A 16,767-nucleotide genomic window follows, 5' to 3' on the forward strand; every position below is an offset into this window, starting at 1 on the left:
ATTTACCAATGACAAAAGTGGGGTTATTGCATGGAGTTGGAAGATATCTATCGTCGCGATCTGAATTTATTGATTGCACTGAGAGTGTTGATAGAAGAGAGCAGTGTCAGTAAAGCGGCCCAGCGTTTAAATCTTAGCCAGTCAGCCATGAGCCGTGTATTAGGCCGGTTACGTGATCTGCTCAATGATCCTCTTTTTACGCGTCAAGGTCAGCATCTCATTCCGACTGAAAAAGCGCTGGAGCTTAATCGCGCCTTAGGCGAGCCATTGGAGTCTCTACGTCAAATCCTTTCACCTATTGAATTTGACCCCCAGCAATGTGAACAAACCTTCACCATTGCCACGACAGATTACGCAATGCAGACCATCTTACCGTTTGCTTTACCAAGGATATATCAAGAGGCACCAAACGTGTCGTTTGAGTTTTTACCTTTGCAGCATGATAGGTTGGCCGATCAACTGACTTATGAAGGGGCTGATTTAGCGATTTGTCGCCCAACGTCGCCAGTAGCACCATTGATGAGTGAGGTGCTTGGGCGAGTCGGTGTGCTTTGTTTGCTCTCCCAACACCATCCGTTGGCGAATCGGCAGATCTCTTTAGCGGATTACCTGACATACCCTCATGCGATGATTGCGATCAGTGATGGTGTTAATGCCTTAATTGAACAAGCATTAAGTGGGCAGCCTAAACGGAAAATGGTGCTCAGAGCCTATCATTTAGAAGCTGCGCTAGCGATTGTTGATACCATGCCATTGATTATTACGGTGCCTGCGGATCTGGCCTATTTAGTGGCAGAGCGTTACGCATTGGTGGTGAAGCCGTTACCGTTTCAGTTTACGCCGTTTGACTACTCTATGATTTGGCACTCGCGATGTGAGCATTCTCCTGCCCAAGAATGGTTAAGGCAGATCGTCAAACAAGAGTGCAGCCGGTTGATTGCTAAACGTATTGAAGAGATGCAGTTAGAGGGGTAAAAATCATCAAGCTTTGAGTAAGACCAAAGCTTGATGAATGAATAGTTTAAAGCTTAATCACCACGCGACCAGTCACTTGACTATTGGTGATCGTTTCAGCGTACTGCGCTGTTTGTTCGAGGGTGATTTCCTCACACGCTTGCTCAAAGTAGCTTGCAGGTAGCAGTTTCGCTAAGCTTTCCCATGCTGCCATGCGTTTTTCTAGCGGGCAAGAGACGGAGTCGACACCTTGCAGGCGTACATTGCGCAAAATGAACGGCATGACGGTGGTGGGTAAATCAAAACCCCCCGCTAAACCACACGCGGCAACCGTGCTGTTGTAGTCCATTTGGGCTAACACTTTGGCTAACATTTTGCTGCCTACTGTATCGACCGCGCCAGCCCAAATCTGTTTTTCCAGCGGACGAGCTGGCTCTTCAAATTCGCTGCGATCAATAATGCGGCTTGCTCCTAGTTTTTCTAGCAGTGGACCATTTTGTTCAACACGACCCGTTACCGCAGCAACTGTATAACCTAGCTTAGCTAATAGTGTTACAGCAACTGAACCCACGCCGCCACTGGCACCCGTCACCAATATTTCACCCTTTTCCGGTTGAATACCCGCATCTAAAATGGCTTGCACGCAAAGCATGGCAGTAAAGCCAGCAGTGCCAATCATCATCGCTTTTTTGCTATCAAGGCCGTGCGCGAGTGGTACTAACCAATCGGCTTTCAAGCGTGCTTTTTGCGCCATACCACCCCAATGGTTTTCACCCACTCCCCAACCGGTTAGTACAACTTTATCACCGCTTTGGTAGCGAGTATCTTGGGATTCAAGTACGGTTCCCGCAAGATCAATGCCCGGTACCATAGGGAAATTGCGAATGATTTTGCCTTTACCTGTAATGGCTAAACCATCTTTGTAATTCAATGATGAGTAATCGACCGCGACTAAAACTTCACCTTGCGGTAATTGTGATTCGTCGATTTGTTCAATGGTGGCAACTGTGTTTTTTTCTTGTTGATTAAGGATTAACGCTTTAAACATTCGGATCTCCAGATTGGCACAGCAAGCATAAGATGTCGCTAAGTGTAGTACTGAATTAACTATGACTAAAATGAAACTTTAGCATTGGTTCTATGCGTATTATGCATCACTCATAAAAAATGCCAGTCGTGGGACTGGCATTGAGCTTTAGGATAAGAAGAACTGGTATGAAGGATTGTCTGTCTCATCTTTGCATTGGTAACCCAATTCTCTAAGGTGAGCGGAGAAGCGGTTTAAATCGCTCTCTTCGAGTTCAAAACCACACAATACGCGCCCATAATCGGCGCCATGATTGCGGTAATTAAACAAGCTAATGTTCCAGTGTGTGCCAAGCGTGCTGAGAAATTTCAGCAGAGCGCCCGGATATTCCGGAAATTCGAAGCTATATAATCGCTCTTTTAGCGGCTTAGAGGGTTTGCCTCCAATCATATAACGGACATGCAGTTTGGCCATTTCATCATCCGATAGATCCACCACAGGGTAGCCACCATGGCGTAAATCGTGAATGATGTTGTCGAGCTCTTCTTGCCCACTTAACAGGCGTACACCGACGAAAATGTTGGCCAGCTTGTCATCGTTATAGCGATAGTTGAACTCGGTGACCGCGCGACCGCCAATGATATTACAAAACTCAAAAAACGCGCCTTGGCGTTCAGGTATGGTCACCGCCAAAAGCCCTTCACGTTTTTCGCCTAGCTCACATCGCTCCGACACGTAACGCAAGCCGTGGAAATTGGTGTTAGCCCCTGAAAGTACGGTGCCTAACTGTTTATCCACCAGCTTATGTTTTTCCGCGAATTTCTTCAGACCAGCCAGAGCAAGCGCTCCAGAAGGTTCGGCAATCGCACGCGTGTCTTCGAAGATATCTTTAACCGCCGAGCAGATTTCATCGCTTGATACCGTGATGTGGCCATCAATGTATTGCTGACACAAACGGAAGGTTTCATCACCAATACGTTTTACCGCGACACCGTCGGCAAACATGCTGACTTGGTCAAGCACCACGGGTTTACCTGCCTCGAGTGCTGCTTTTAAACAAGCAGAATCTTCAGGTTCAACCGCAATGACTTTGATTTCTGGCATCAGCTGTTTGATCAGCACCGCGACCCCAGCGGCTAAACCGCCACCGCCGACTGGTACAAAAATGTAATCAAGGTGGCCATTTTGTTGCAGCATTTCCATGCCAATCGTGCCTTGCCCTGCAATGACCAGTGGGTGATCGAACGGTGGGACAAACGTATAACCTTGCTCGTGAGCCAAGCGTTCCGCTTCGGCTTTGGCTTCATCAAAGTTGTTGCCATGCAAAATCACCAAACCGCCAAAACCGCGCACCGCTTCGACTTTGATATCAGGGGTAGTTTTAGGCATCACAATGGTGGTTTTAATGCCTAATTTTGTTCCCGATAGAGCCATTCCCTGCGCGTGGTTGCCTGCTGACGCGGCAATCACCCCTGCTTGCTTTTGCGCTTCAGATAAACTCGACACCATATTATAAGCGCCGCGTAATTTAAAAGAGTGTACAGGCTGGCGATCTTCACGCTTGAGCTGAACGCGATTTTTAATGCGCGCTGACAAACGGGGCATATCCTGTAGTGGCGTTACCGTTGCGACGTCATAAACGGGAGCGCGCAGGATTTGGCGCAGATAATCTGCGCCAGTTTGAGTTGCGTTACCTGAGTCGCTCATCCGCTAGCCCTCGAGCTTAGATTTGTCTCGAACAGCCCCTTTATCAGCGCTGGTTGCCATACTTGCGTAGGCTTTCAATGCCAAAGAGACTTCACGCTGGCGATTGACAGGTTTCCAACCGAGCTGGTCTTGTTTTACGCGGCGCTCAGCCAGTTCAGCTTCTGAAACGTTGAGCGTAATCGAGCGGTTTGGAATATCGATGGCGATAATATCCCCAGAGTTCACCAAACCTATCGTTCCGCCGTTGGCAGCTTCTGGAGAAACGTGACCAATTGATAAACCGGAAGTCCCGCCAGAGAAACGACCGTCAGTCAGTAGCGCGCACTCTTTGCCTAGCCCCATTGATTTGAGGTAGGTGGTTGGGTAAAGCATTTCTTGCATACCCGGGCCGCCTTTCGGGCCTTCATAGCGGATGACGACAACATCACCGGCCTTCACTTTACCGCCTAAAATACCTTCAACGGCACTTTCTTGGCTTTCAAAGACCACGGCTGGGCCTTCAAATATCAGACTACCTTCATCAACCCCTGCTGTTTTTACAATACAGCCATCAACGGCAATGTTGCCTGATAGAACGGCTAGGCCACCATCTTGGCTAAAAGCATGTTCTTTGGTACGAATACAGCCTTCTTTGCGATCGTCATCGAGGCGATCCCATCGGCACTGTTGCGAGAAGGCTTTAGTGGTACGAATACCCGCAGGACCGGCACGGAAAAAGGTTAAGACGTCTTCATCTTGGGTTTGCATGATGTCGTATTGAGCCAACTGCTCTTTCATCGATAAACCCAACACGGTGTGAGTTTGATTATTGATGAGGCCTGCGCGATCCAATTCACCAAGAATCGCCATCACACCACCCGCGCGGTGCACATCTTCCATGTGATATTTTTGAGTCGATGGCGCGACTTTACACAGATGAGGTACGCGGCGTGACATGCGGTCGATATCACCCATGTCAAAATCGATTTCACCTTCTTGAGCGCCTGCTAATAGGTGCAATACGGTGTTGGTTGAGCCGCCCATGGCAATATCGAGCGCCATCGCATTTTCGAATGCGGCTTTGTTGGCAATATTACGCGGTAAGGCGGATGCATCATCTTGCTCGTAGTAACGCTTGGTTAATTCAACTATGCGTTTACCTGCGTTGATGAAGAGCGCTTCACGATCGGCATGCGTGGCCAACATCGAACCATTACCCGGTTGAGAAAGTCCCAACGCTTCGGTGAGACAGTTCATTGAGTTGGCGGTAAACATGCCAGAACAAGAACCACAGGTTGGGCAGGCCGAGCGTTCAATTTGTTCACTTTGTGCATCGGAGACTTTTGGGTCAGCGCCTTGGATCATCGCATCGACTAAATCGAGTTTGATGATTTGATCAGAAAGCTTGGTTTTACCCGCTTCCATTGGCCCGCCAGAAACAAAGATGACGGGAATATTAATGCGCAGTGCCGCCATCATCATCCCAGGGGTGATTTTGTCGCAGTTGGAAATGCAGACCATCGCATCAGCGCAGTGCGCATTAACCATGTACTCGACAGAGTCTGCGATCAACTCGCGTGAGGGCAGTGAGTACAGCATGCCGCCATGCCCCATGGCGATACCATCATCTACCGCGATGGTATTAAATTCTTTGGCGATGCCGCCGGCTTTTTCGATTTCACCCGCAACCAATTGCCCCATATCTTTGAGGTGCACGTGGCCCGGTACGAATTGAGTGAACGAGTTAACCACCGCAATAATCGGCTTACCGAAATCTTCATCTTTGACGCCAGTGGCGCGCCATAATGCGCGCGCTCCAGCCATATTACGTCCGTGTGTCGTCGTTGCGGATCTATACTTTGGCATTGTCTATCGTCCTCTATTACTTCGGTTGTGGGTACACGTAATCCAACCAGCCCCACTTGTCTTCAGTGGTGCCGTTAAATAGGCCAAAGTAAGCTTCTTGCATCACTTTCGTGATTGGCCCACGTTTGCCCTCTCCAACCGTAATTTGGTCTACGCTCCGTACTGGGACGATTTCGGCGGCGGTGCCAGTCATAAAAATTTCGTCAGCAAGATAGAGAGCTTCACGCGCAATGTTCACTTCACGCACTTCGTAACCCATCTCTTTAGCCAGCGTCATTATCGAATCACGCGTGATGCCCGGCAAGATGGAGCTGGTGGTTGGTGGCGTGAGCAGCACACCGTTTTTGATGACGAAAATGTTTTCGCCTGCACCTTCAGATAAATAACCATCCACGCTTAAGGCGATACCTTCGGCATAGCCATGACGACGAGCTTCACCACCGACAAGCAGAGACGATAAATAGTTACCACCCGCTTTGGCTGCGGTTGGAATGGTGTTTGGCGCAGCGCGATGCCAGCTAGAAACCATCGCATCCACGCCATTTTCTAGCGCTTCATCACCTAAGTAAGCACCCCAAGGGAAGGCGGCAATGATTAACTCCATTTCAGTGTTCACTGGGGGGCAAACGCCAAGGCCAACGTTGCCAACAAAGCCAAGTGGGCGAATGTAGGCTGAATCCAGTTTATTGACGCGCAATGTTTCACGTGTCGCTTCCATGATCTCTTCTATCGTATAGGGGATAGGGAAACGGTAAATTTTTGCTGAATCTTTTAGGCGTTGAGCGTGCTCTTTATGACGGAAGACGATTGGACCTTTAGGAGTGTTATAACAACGCACACCTTCAAACACCGAAGTGCCGTAGTGCATCGCGTGTGTCAGTACATGAACGTTTGCATTTGCCCACGGAACCATTTCACCGTTGAACCATATGTAATCTGCAGTTTTTGTTGCCATTTATTGCCTTCCTTATGCACAAATCTTTTGTTGTAAATTGTTATTCGGTAGTTCGTTATTTTTTATTGGGGTGACATCGACACTGCGAATATCCCATAATTTTTCAATTTGATTGATCAGTGTGCTGATGGGGCGATCACTATCAACAATGATTTCAACACTGGCGACTTTGCTGGCGTGGTTTTGCGTTGCGGCCACTTGTTTTATCACAAATCCACGATGGCGAATCACGCGCAGAACACGCTCTAATAGCACCGGTTTATCATCGGCTTTGATGTCTAATAGGTATCTATCCATTAGGTGTTCTCCAACATATCACTATTTGAGGCGCCCGGTGGTACAAGCGGCCATACGTTTTCTTCTTCATCAATCAAAACGTGAAGCAGATAAGCTGTTTTGCTGGCCAGCATTTCTTTAAGTGCTGATTCAACTTCTTCTTTTTTGGTGATGGTTTTGCCAGGAATATCGAACGCCTTAGCTAGCATCACGAAATCTGGGTTGTCATCCAAAATCGTTTCACTATGGCGGCCATCAAAGAACAGCGATTGCCATTGGCGCACCATACCCAAACGATGGTTGTTCAGTAGTACCATTTTGACCGGGATTTGGCGGCGCTTGAGCGTACCAAGTTCTTGAACATTCATCATGAACGAGCCATCCCCGGAAATGAGAATGGATTGATCATCTGGGCGAGCAACGGCAGCACCCATTGAGGCGGGCAACCCAAAGCCCATAGTGCCAAGGCCAGCTGAGGTGATGAAGTTCTGTGGAGCACGCGGCTGAATGTGCTGCGCGGCCCACATTTGATGTTGGCCAACGTCGGTTGAGACGATGGCTGAATCGGGCATCATGTCGGACAGTTGTTTGAGTAACAATGGTGCAAAAATGAGATCGCCCGGGTGGTCATAGCGCCACTTAAAGCCACTGCGCAAACTTTCACTGTGGTGAACCCACGGTGCGATATCACGCGTCAGTTCCAGTTGTGGAAGAATGAGATTGATGTCACCACGTAGTGACGCATTGGCGATACGGAGTTTATTAAACTCGGCCGCATCGATATCGATATGAATCACTTTGGCGTGTGGTGCAAAAGTATCCAGTTTTCCCGTTACTCGGTCATCAAAGCGCGCTCCAACCACAATCAACAAATCACACTCTTGAACGACCAAGTTTGCCGCCTTAGTCCCGTGCATACCAAGCATGCCAAGGTAATGCGGATCATGACGCTCAATCGTGCCCAAGCCTTTTAAAGTGCTTACTGATGGCATCGGATTGAGGCGTAAAAACTCGCGTACGGAATCGGTCGCTTTGGCCAGTTGAACGCCACCGCCAACATACAATACAGGACGAGAGCTTTGTGAAAGCAGTTGTTGAGCTGCGTGAAGCTGCTCTTGGCTGGCTACTGGCATGGCTGGCGCAGTGAACGCAGGTAGCTCAGTCACGGGGGTTTTTGCCAGTTGTACATCTTTAGCGATATCCACAATCACCGGGCCGGGACGACCCGCTTTCGCTACCTCAAAGGCTTCGGCAAGGGTGGGTGCGAGATCGTGGATATCGGTAACGAGGTAGCTGTGTTTGGTGCAAGAGAGTGACATACCAATCACGTCCATCTCTTGAAAAGCATCGGTACCAATGTGTGAGCTTGCGACTTGGCCGGTGATGGCGACGAGGGGGATTGAGTCAAGAAATGCATCGGCAAGACCGGTGACCAAATTGGTCGCTCCGGGTCCTGAGGTGGCCATGCACACCGCGACATCTTGTGTCGAGCGCGCCATGCCAATCGCCGCCATGGCTGCACCTTGTTCGTGGCGACAGAGAATGTGTTCTACACCGCCATCGTATAATGCATCATAGATTGGCATAATAGCGCCGCCGGGATAACCAAAAACGGTTTTGATTCCCTGCTGCTTTAATGCGGCTACAACCAGTTGTGCTCCTGTCATCGTAACCCTCCCAAACTGTGTATGGCACAGTAAACCATGTTGTGTTTGCACTTCATGTGCGCTCCCATTCTTCCTGTCATATCGGGTTGGATAATCGCCAACCAGTATGAACTTTTTAGTTTAATAGTTGTAAAAAAACCCCCGGACTTTTCAGTGCGGGGGTCTTTTGAATCTGGTGGTTATTTTGCGCCCACTAGCCCCCGCGCGGAATCAATAATGACCACGATAATCAGGCTTAGCAGTAGGTTAATGTGAGCGTTCAAATTCATCACTTAATTCTTAAAATAGTTGGCGTAATATCTTACGAAATTGTTTGCGTCTCTAGTGGTAACACACAATTCCGTTAAATGACAAGCAAAAACTCATTCTTTTTTCACATTCTTTCAGCATCACAACAAGCTATATAACAATCTCTCGTGTGCAAATAAGGGCGCAGAAACAGAACGAACACTTTTTAAACAACCACAAAGGAATGAAATGGGACTCGCAATTATTCACAGCCGAGCCAGTGTTGGCGTGCAAGCACCGACAGTGACAGTTGAAGTACATATTAGCAATGGTATGCCCGGTTTTACGTTGGTCGGCTTGCCAGAAACGACGGTTAAAGAGTCTCGTGATCGCGTGCGCAGCGCTATCATTAATTCCCGCTTTGAGTTTCCCGCCAAGCGTATCACGGTCAATCTAGCCCCTGCGGATCTCCCCAAAGAGGGCGGTCGATTTGATTTACCGATCGCGTTGGGTATTTTGGCGGCCTCACAGCAGATAGCGCTAACGAAGTTAGATGGGTATGAGTTTATTGGTGAATTAGCCTTATCTGGTGAGTTGCGTCCTGTTAAAGGTGTATTACCCGCCGCTTTAGCTGCGAATCGAGCCAAGCGCTGTTTGGTTGTGCCTCATGGTAATGGTGATCAAGCTGCGTTAGTGGCAAAGGATCAGCATAAATCGGCGCAAACACTGCTTGAGGTGTGTGCTGATTTGTGTGGCCAGCAAATCCTCTCTCTTTTTCAAACCGAACCTAAACCATGCCGAGCGAAAAATACTCGCGATCTGCAAGATATCATTGGTCAACAGCAAGGAAAGCGAGCGTTAGAAATCGCAGCTGCGGGCAACCATAACCTGCTTTTTCTCGGTCCACCCGGAACGGGTAAAACCATGCTTGCCTCTCGGTTGTGTGATTTATTACCAGAAATGAATGAAGATGAAGCGATGGAAACTGCTTCGGTTGCTTCTCTGACTCCACAAGACATCAACCAGCACAACTGGAAGCAAAGGCCATTTCGCTCGCCTCATCATTCCAGTTCAATGGCGGCGCTGGTCGGTGGCGGTTCTATTCCGAGGCCGGGGGAAATTTCTTTGGCACACAATGGGTTATTGTTTCTTGATGAAATGCCATAAATCCCAATAAATAAAAAATATCAATAATGAATTAACTTATTGAAAATAAATGAATATTTACTTGGTGCGATCTCCAATTTACATTGAAAGTTATCACTTTGATAACTACCTTAACTATTGGTTGTCAATCTATGGGATTTTATTGTGAATATAAAAACTCTAAATGAGCTTTCTTTATTAAATACCGCACTGTCAGGGGAATACTCTAACTACCTAACATCTGTTGTTGAATCCTCAATCTACAAAAAAAATATGCAGAGAATACTGAATCTTTATGCGGCATACTGTTATGTAGTGGAGCAAGGCAACTACAACGCATTAAATATCCTAAATGATTCGAACTCGCTCAATAAACATTTTCAACTATTTATTGGTTATGTTTATGGCCTTGACAATATCACTATCCAGAACAGATACACCTATTGCAATAGAGTTAAACTCCTTTTTCGAAACATTGCACAGGATAAGCGGTTAAGTTTGAGTGACGTAAAGCTATCAAGTATCAAGATTTCAGAAGATGCTCAGAACTGCCTAGCGCAATTTAACAAGCTTGAGATAGATAAAACAAAGTCTGACTACCTTAATGGGTGGCAAGCGGTATCAAAAGAAGGCAAAAGCATCGAGGTTCACCTTGATACGCTTTATGTGAATTTTGGTGAGGATTTTACCAACAAAATCCATCACGCTATAAAAAACTATGCTTTAAAAAACAAATCATCAACTCTTATCGTTGTCCTAGGGGGGTTAAAAACCCTTTTTGGTGGTATGTCTACCGTTTATGCCGAAAGAGATGGACTAACAATAGAAACCTACCTGAGCCGCAATCATATTCAGTCTTTCTTCCATAAGGTATTTAAAGTGCTATTTGTTCGCTCTCAGGCTGCTATGCTCTGCCCAAAGGTTTTTCACAAACGATGGCGAGATATCGTTGGCTATTATACAGAGTGCTTTATTTATACGGGTGTTTTTGATGAACCTCATAAGCCGTTTATAGTTCCGAAATGGAAAGATCCCAAGGATGCCGCACCCACATTTTTAGTAGGTGGCAATACAACGCAACAGGAAAGCAATCGATGGTTTGCCAACATTCCACTGAAAATTAAAGATGAGGAGGCTGTTTCAATCATTCAGAAACGGCTAGAGCGAGATATGGCATATATCAAGCAAGTGTGTTTGGTGAAGTTTGAGGAGCTTTTGGAGCGAGAGAGAAGAAATAAAGCTTTCCTCAAAACAGGTCTAGTCAAACCTCTTCGCTGCAATTCACACACACCTCACTATTACAATACTGTCGGTGCGGATAAGCTAAATAACACCGTGGCAACGTTTTACGCACACGGGGTAGGTGCAAAGCTACATTATTGTTCCTTTTTGTGCTTTTACGGTAATGCTAAACAACTTAACACTGAGTTAAACCTACCCTCCAGTGCAACACTGAATGTTCTCCTAACGCTATTAGTGATGGAGCACCCCTTAATAACACCCTCTTGGTTAGAAAAATGGGAGTTGTTTGATGTTAATGGAAATAAGGTGGGCTACAAGCAGGTTGGCAATCAGTATATTGCCGTAAGCTATAAATCACGCAAAGGGGCAACTAATGCACAGCAAGAAGTTGTGCTTAATGAGTTTTCTAAGTCTGTTGTTGAGTTCTTGATACAACATACTCACATAGCGCGTGAATACTTAAAAGATAAGGGGGATGTGAATTGGCGAAAGATGATTCTAGTCGCTTCTTCTATTCGAGCAATCTGCCCAGCAAACCTTAATAGAAATCTTCACTCGGAGAATGAATTCTATGATTGGTTGCGAGATAAATCGCTCTTTGATAGGAGTAGTGATATCACCCCTGATGATACACAAGTTATTTCTGATATTCATTCACTGCGCTCGATTAGACGACACAGAGGTTTCCAAATTTATCTCGAAACACGCTCAATGGATGCGGTTTCAGAGGCGCTGGGCCATGAAAATAAAGATGCAAAGCTACTGACTTCTTATCTTCCTAAACCTCTCATGGATTTCTTTAATGACCGTTGGGTACGTCAGTTCCAGAATGCTATTTTGCTGGAAGCGATGAAAGACTCTGTTTACTGCCTAGAGGCCGTTAATATGAGTGCTGAGGACATTGAGGAGTTCCTAAGCAATCACGGTATCAGTAATATCCCAGAGCATTTCGACCACGGTTTTGTTCAACGGCTTGCTACTAACAATGAAGCACCAGAGTCTTTAGCATTCGACCAGTTAACCTACACAATTTCCACCTCCCTTTTGCAGCTATTAATGGCGATCCGCCTTATTGTTGAGAGTGACGATGGTGAGCGCCCTTTTTTGGACATCGTTTTTCACTGGTATCAGTCGGCGGTGTTTATCCTAGATACCCTATATTCAGGCAAACATAGTGCTGATGCGGACTTAATGGAAATGCTTGATATTGCCACCCAAAACAACCTTGATTCTGATTTAATTAAGGGAGCGTTGCTATGTTGAGTGTTGCCATCAATAACGCCCCAATCGCAAGTCTCATTGAAGACATCGTGCTAGACCACTCGACGCTGGATGGTCTAAGTTCAGACACACTTGAGCAAATTATAAATTTTTCAGTTGCTCATGATGATTATCGAGTGTTAGATATCATCACTCATATCCATACAGGAATCTACGGCTACGATGAAAGGCAGCCCGAGTGGTTAGAGTCCAGCTTTGATGCAACTAAATGGTTACTAACATTCGGTAAAACCCCAAAAACAATACATTGGGATTGCGTACATTTGGATGACGGAAAGAAACTAACGGACACAAAGCATCGCAAATTATTAAACAGTTTTAAATACTGGATTACGGCGACAGATAACCCGCTTGAAAATGGTGGCAAAATTATTAGCCCAGTAGTGGCTAGCCATAAGACTAACAGGGTTATTGCTTTGATAAATGCTATCTTGCTGCATTCAAAGGAATTGAAGCTTGCAAAATACCAACTTCAAAATGTGAATGATGACTTTTGGCTGAACATCTTGGTGAAGTTTGCTGAGCACGGAATTATTCATGGGGTATACGAGTTTGATAAACGTATTAAAGTATTACTAGACAGTGTTTGTCTGGGTGTGAAAGATCTAGATGCTCAAAAATTTAAAGAAAAGTACCCCTATATTTCACGAGGCATTTCCCAAGAAGAGGTTTTCTTATCTTTAGCCGCGAGAGATAAGGCGTGTGCTTGGCTTTTTGAGCAAGGATTTTATCAAAGAGGTAATGGCATTTATTACGATGGGAATAGCTCGGTATTAAGTAAGTTGTTGTTTGATGGTATGATTCTTTATCAGAACATTAAAGCTCCCAACTATCCAGAGCTTCACCTCAAAGAGCCAAAACAAAACTCAGAATATCGGGCTGTTGAGAATTTAGATGTAGCGTCGGGTACTAATCAGTATTCTATCTCGGGCTACATTGACGTAATTAGATTGATTCATACCAACCTTGACCGTGAAGATGCCGCAAGTCCCTCAATCCTATCCGAGCGCGTCCGTGCTAGCAGCATTAGTCATCTAGTGGATGTAAAAAAGGCTGGGCGAACGCGCTCATTGCCGCCTAAGTTTGTGTTTAATTTAATTCGCCAGTGCTATGAGTTTGCTAAAGAGCATCTACGTACCGACACAGATGCTGTTACTTTACTAGACGAAATACTAACTCTGCTTTCTAAAGCAAGATGTAAGTCTGCTGCGAAGAACTCCAATCCCCACCGACCAAACTCCGATAGGCCAGCTTGGAATGAAGAATTGCATCGAAATATGCGTAGCTCGGAGCGAGGTTATTGGTTTCAAACTGAAGCAATCAATTACCTGAGCGATGAATACCTAAAAAAAGGAATAAAACAGGTTCAAGCCTTTGCAGAAGGTACTGATAAGCGACACGAACGGATTCGAGTCAATGAAAGTTTGTTTGAGCTATTCTCGGTGCTGCAAGGGGCTATACAGGTCTTGGTAGGTGCAATCATGGCGCGGCGACAAGATGAATTAATCAAGTTGAAGCAACATGGCAACCTATCCCCCAATCTAGACCCTTTTTCAATAGAAGGAGTAAAGACAGATTTCAGCTTGATGTTTAAGGTAAAGAAGACAGGCTCAAAGGGGCTAAATGCCACAATAGAGCGGCCAATCCCTTTATCTATCGCTAAGTTCATTTGGCAACTTGAGCGCTTTAACATCAAAGCTAGTGAATTAAATTTAACTAGAGGGAAATTGTCTTTATTTAACAACTTAGACGCACACCGTTGTCAATTAAATCAGGTACAACACACGACCTACAATGCACATCTCGATGCTTTATGTGATTATCTCGAAACAGACTTAGTGCAGTATGACAACGGTGAGTACCGCCGTAATTATGTTCGTCAGCACCAATTGAGACGCTTCTTTGCTATGGCGTTCTTCTGGTCTAAGGGGTTTGATGGAATGGATGCTCTGCGCTGGATGCTCGGACATTCAGACATGGAACATCTATACCACTACATCTCTGAATCGGAAACTGGAGCGGTACTAAACGGAGCTAAAGCCAGTGTGATTGTTCGTGGTGTGGTTGATTCCTCCTCTGAACTTGCCAAGCTCGACGGAATAGAAGAGGTCCGCAAAATTATTGCAGAGCGATTGACAGGCGATAGCTCAACGCCGATTACTATAGAGTCAGTGAGTGAAGTGGCAGAAGATTACAATGATGAGTCTTACCTAACCGTTCCTCATATTAGCCAAATTCAAAAAGAGCAGGACATTGAAACAGAGGTTATTCAGCTTTTAGAAGAAGGTCGAATCACGCTTGAGCCAGAGTTCTTTACCATTGACGATGCTTATGGAAATACAACTCAAACCTTTAATCTAATTTTAAAAATCAAAGACCTCGATTGAGGATTGGGACAATGAAAGTTTTAGAGAAAAACCAAACCAAGATACTTGAAACAGAAAAGCTGTTAAGGGAAATCATCACCACCCCTACTGAGTTTAAAAATGATGAGGAACTACTAAAAGCGCTCAAGTCTCAATCTGGTATCGCTAAATATCAGAATCAAGAGCGTAATATCACATCATGCTCATTAAACACGGTCAAAAGCATTTCAGAAGCACTTCTAGAGAGAGGCTTCTTATCCTTAGATGAGCTTCGTATTAATGCTAAACTGGCGGTAGAGGCTGCACATCACGATGAGAAAGCTTCTAAAGGTAACAAACAAACAGCCGTAGGTTTAAAGCATAAAGTCGCAGAGCTTGAGTCGGAACTGGATGCAGCGCAGCGCTGCAACTCTTTACTGACTGTTATGGTCTCAGAGTTGCGTTCTAGGCTAAAGCAACTAGCGCAACATGCGGGCACAGTAGAAGATCGACAGGAGCTTTACCGAGAGCATAATCGGAAGATTGAAGCACAGATGAGTTACACCTTGAATGGAGAGGTTTGATGGGGGTTCGTAAGCTTAAAGGCTTTGAACAATGGAGCCACCTTGGGTTTGATGGCAAACTTATCTTTCGTAAGCCTTTAGATATCCCTTTCGTGACGTACAGTGATCATATGCCTTGCTATGAAGCCAATGCCTACATTCATAAGTTGATAGTAAGAAACTTAAAAAGCGATACGATTCGTGGATATGCACACGATATTATTCACTTGGTGCACTTTATTGAAAAACAGCCACTATTGAGCCGATTTAGCCAGCTTACAGATGCAACGTTCACCCTTTTCATTCAATCGTTACAAGCAGAGAGAACGCCGCTTGGCGAACTAAAACGCAAGAATAACTCAGTTATAAAGATTGCACATACCTGTCTTGATTTTTTGCAGTTTATCCAAGACTTTCATGATTTGAGTTCTTTTATTGGTAAGGATAAAGGTAATTCAATTCAGATAATTGAAAAACCTTATAAGCGCAAGCAGGAAGGTTACAAAGGTTTTATTGAAGGTGTAAAAGTCACCCATTCAGCCGTGCCAACAAAAGATGAAATCAAGAAACGCTACCCTGTTTCGGAAGATGATGCCTTACGTGTGTGGGAGTTTATCAAGACGCAGAAAAACAAAGATAAGCGTAGAAGGGACATGGCGTTATACACCGCAATGGAGCAACTAGGCGGTCGTGTGTCGGAGCTTCATTTGATTAAAATGACCGATTATGAGGATGCTAAACGGACAGGTATGCTTACCCTTACCACCTTAAAGCGTAAGGACGATAACACCACTCGAAAGATTCCCGTGCCACACCTTTTGTTATCAATGATTGCGGATTACGTCAAAGTTCGTAAGAAAGCGATGAGGCAAAAAAAGGTTCAGCATGACTACCTCTTTATCAGTTTAACCACAGGCCAACCCTTATCTGCTGACTCATGGACAACGTACATGAACGCTTGGAAAAAAGAGCTTGGCATCGAGGGTGAGTTACATCCACACCTGTGGAGGCACGCATTCATTACAGACAAGCTTAAAGAGCTTATTCTGGCTACTAAAAAAGTGAATGCTAAAGATGATTTCCGAAAACATTTGCTTCATACACAAACATTTAAAATGCAGCTTCAGCAATGGACAGGTCACACAATGCTTAGCTCATTAGATACCTATATTGACCTGGCTTTTGCTGATATTCACGGTTACACGGAGGTTTACAACGCTGTTTCTCTAAGGTCGAGTGTTGACTTAGTAAAACGTAAGATTGAGTTGTTAGAAGAACAGATAGCAAGGAAGGAGTTAACGCCTACCGCAGCGCTGGGTGAGATAAAGAAACTATTGGGAGCTTTTCAGTCTGATATAGATAAAAGCATTGTATCTTCGTCACAGTAAAAGTTCATTACAAAGCGGTTATGTAACACGTCTTTGGACAAAAGTCACTTAGAGAAGTCACTTAAATTAGCAAAATGCGAATAACTTTAGGGGCTCTTCTCCGCTTAGATGAGTCTATAAATTAACAATAAAATCAATAAAGC

At 45.3% G+C, this 16,767-nt stretch carries 11 protein-coding genes and 1 pseudogene; 6 read left to right on the top strand and 6 right to left on the bottom strand.

Annotation, left to right across the window (positions count from 1 at the left end; genetic code table 11):
- Nucleotides 1–30: 30 nt before the first annotated feature.
- A complete protein-coding gene (locus PL85_RS12600) occupies nt 31–975 on the top strand; it encodes a LysR family transcriptional regulator (RefSeq protein WP_088728511.1) in 945 nt (314 codons plus the stop codon).
- Between the two features lie 46 nt (nt 976–1,021).
- Here the strand turns inward: PL85_RS12600 and acuI are convergent, their stop codons facing one another.
- From acuI to ilvG, 6 genes are all read right to left on the bottom strand, one after another.
- Nucleotides 1,022–2,002 (bottom strand): acrylyl-CoA reductase (NADPH), encoded by a 981-nt coding sequence (gene acuI, locus PL85_RS12605; RefSeq protein ID WP_088728512.1) that lies wholly within the window; start codon nt 2,000–2,002, stop codon nt 1,022–1,024.
- A gap of 147 nt (nt 2,003–2,149) precedes the next feature.
- Nucleotides 2,150–3,688, bottom strand: a complete 1,539-nt coding sequence (ilvA, locus tag PL85_RS12610) for a threonine ammonia-lyase, biosynthetic (protein ID WP_088728513.1) — start codon at nt 3,686–3,688, stop codon at nt 2,150–2,152.
- Nucleotides 3,689–3,691: 3 nt separating this feature from the next.
- Nucleotides 3,692–5,533, bottom strand: coding sequence for a dihydroxy-acid dehydratase (ilvD, locus tag PL85_RS12615; RefSeq protein ID WP_017044150.1), 1,842 nt, complete (start codon nt 5,531–5,533; stop codon nt 3,692–3,694).
- A 16-nt stretch (nt 5,534–5,549) separates the two neighbouring features.
- A complete protein-coding gene (gene ilvE / locus PL85_RS12620; RefSeq protein ID WP_010319931.1) occupies nt 5,550–6,488 on the bottom strand; it encodes a branched-chain-amino-acid transaminase in 939 nt (312 codons plus the stop codon).
- A gap of 12 nt (nt 6,489–6,500) precedes the next feature.
- On the bottom strand, nt 6,501–6,785 hold the full coding sequence (ilvM, locus tag PL85_RS12625; protein WP_010319930.1) for an acetolactate synthase 2 small subunit: 285 nt from the start codon (nt 6,783–6,785) through the stop codon (nt 6,501–6,503).
- Nucleotides 6,785–8,431 (bottom strand): acetolactate synthase 2 catalytic subunit, encoded by a 1,647-nt coding sequence (ilvG, locus tag PL85_RS12630; protein WP_064624014.1) that lies wholly within the window; start codon nt 8,429–8,431, stop codon nt 6,785–6,787. The genes ilvM and ilvG overlap by 1 nt, the downstream gene beginning before the upstream one ends.
- Nucleotides 8,432–8,908: 477 nt before the next feature.
- On the opposite strand from ilvG, the pseudogene PL85_RS12635 reads away from it, so the two are divergent.
- The 5 genes and pseudogenes from PL85_RS12635 to PL85_RS12655 form a co-directional block, all read left to right on the top strand.
- Nucleotides 8,909–9,823 (top strand): annotated as a pseudogene (locus PL85_RS12635) (YifB family Mg chelatase-like AAA ATPase); the annotation flags it as partial.
- 147 nt (nt 9,824–9,970) lie between these two features.
- Nucleotides 9,971–12,310, top strand: coding sequence for a hypothetical protein (locus PL85_RS12640; protein WP_115339416.1), 2,340 nt, complete (start codon nt 9,971–9,973; stop codon nt 12,308–12,310).
- Nucleotides 12,304–14,715 (top strand): integrase, encoded by a 2,412-nt coding sequence (locus PL85_RS12645; RefSeq protein ID WP_115339417.1) that lies wholly within the window; start codon nt 12,304–12,306, stop codon nt 14,713–14,715. The genes PL85_RS12640 and PL85_RS12645 overlap by 7 nt, the downstream gene beginning before the upstream one ends.
- Nucleotides 14,716–14,726: 11 nt before the next feature.
- Complete coding sequence (locus PL85_RS12650) at nt 14,727–15,257, top strand: hypothetical protein (RefSeq protein WP_115339418.1); 531 nt, start codon at nt 14,727–14,729, stop codon at nt 15,255–15,257.
- The gene (locus tag PL85_RS12655) at nt 15,257–16,624 is read left to right on the top strand and encodes a tyrosine-type recombinase/integrase (RefSeq protein WP_115339419.1); all 1,368 of its coding nucleotides are present in this window, start codon (nt 15,257–15,259) and stop codon (nt 16,622–16,624) included. Before PL85_RS12650 ends, PL85_RS12655 begins: the two co-directional genes overlap by 1 nt.
- The last annotated feature ends 143 nt before the right edge of the window (nt 16,625–16,767 follow it).

Source organism: Vibrio anguillarum, assembly GCF_001989995.2.
In the GTDB taxonomy this organism is placed as follows: Bacteria; Pseudomonadota; Gammaproteobacteria; order Enterobacterales; family Vibrionaceae; genus Vibrio; species Vibrio anguillarum.

Bases quoted from the DNA above. Each gene is read 5' to 3' on its own strand.
- ilvM (WP_010319930.1), bottom strand. From the start codon at position 6,785: ATGGATAGATACCTATTAGACATCAAAGCCGATGATAAACCGGTGCTA.
- ilvE (WP_010319931.1), bottom strand. From the start codon at position 6,488: ATGGCAACAAAAACTGCAGATTACATATGGTTCAACGGTGAAATGGTT.
- ilvG (WP_064624014.1), bottom strand. From the start codon at position 8,431: ATGACAGGAGCACAACTGGTTGTAGCCGCATTAAAGCAGCAGGGAATC.
- PL85_RS12645 (WP_115339417.1), top strand. From the start codon at position 12,304: ATGTTGAGTGTTGCCATCAATAACGCCCCAATCGCAAGTCTCATTGAA.
- ilvA (WP_088728513.1), bottom strand. From the start codon at position 3,688: ATGAGCGACTCAGGTAACGCAACTCAAACTGGCGCAGATTATCTGCGC.
- PL85_RS12650 (WP_115339418.1), top strand. From the start codon at position 14,727: ATGAAAGTTTTAGAGAAAAACCAAACCAAGATACTTGAAACAGAAAAG.
- acuI (WP_088728512.1), bottom strand. From the start codon at position 2,002: ATGTTTAAAGCGTTAATCCTTAATCAACAAGAAAAAAACACAGTTGCC.
- PL85_RS12600 (WP_088728511.1), top strand. From the start codon at position 31: ATGGAGTTGGAAGATATCTATCGTCGCGATCTGAATTTATTGATTGCA.
- ilvD (WP_017044150.1), bottom strand. From the start codon at position 5,533: ATGCCAAAGTATAGATCCGCAACGACGACACACGGACGTAATATGGCT.
- PL85_RS12655 (WP_115339419.1), top strand. From the start codon at position 15,257: ATGGGGGTTCGTAAGCTTAAAGGCTTTGAACAATGGAGCCACCTTGGG.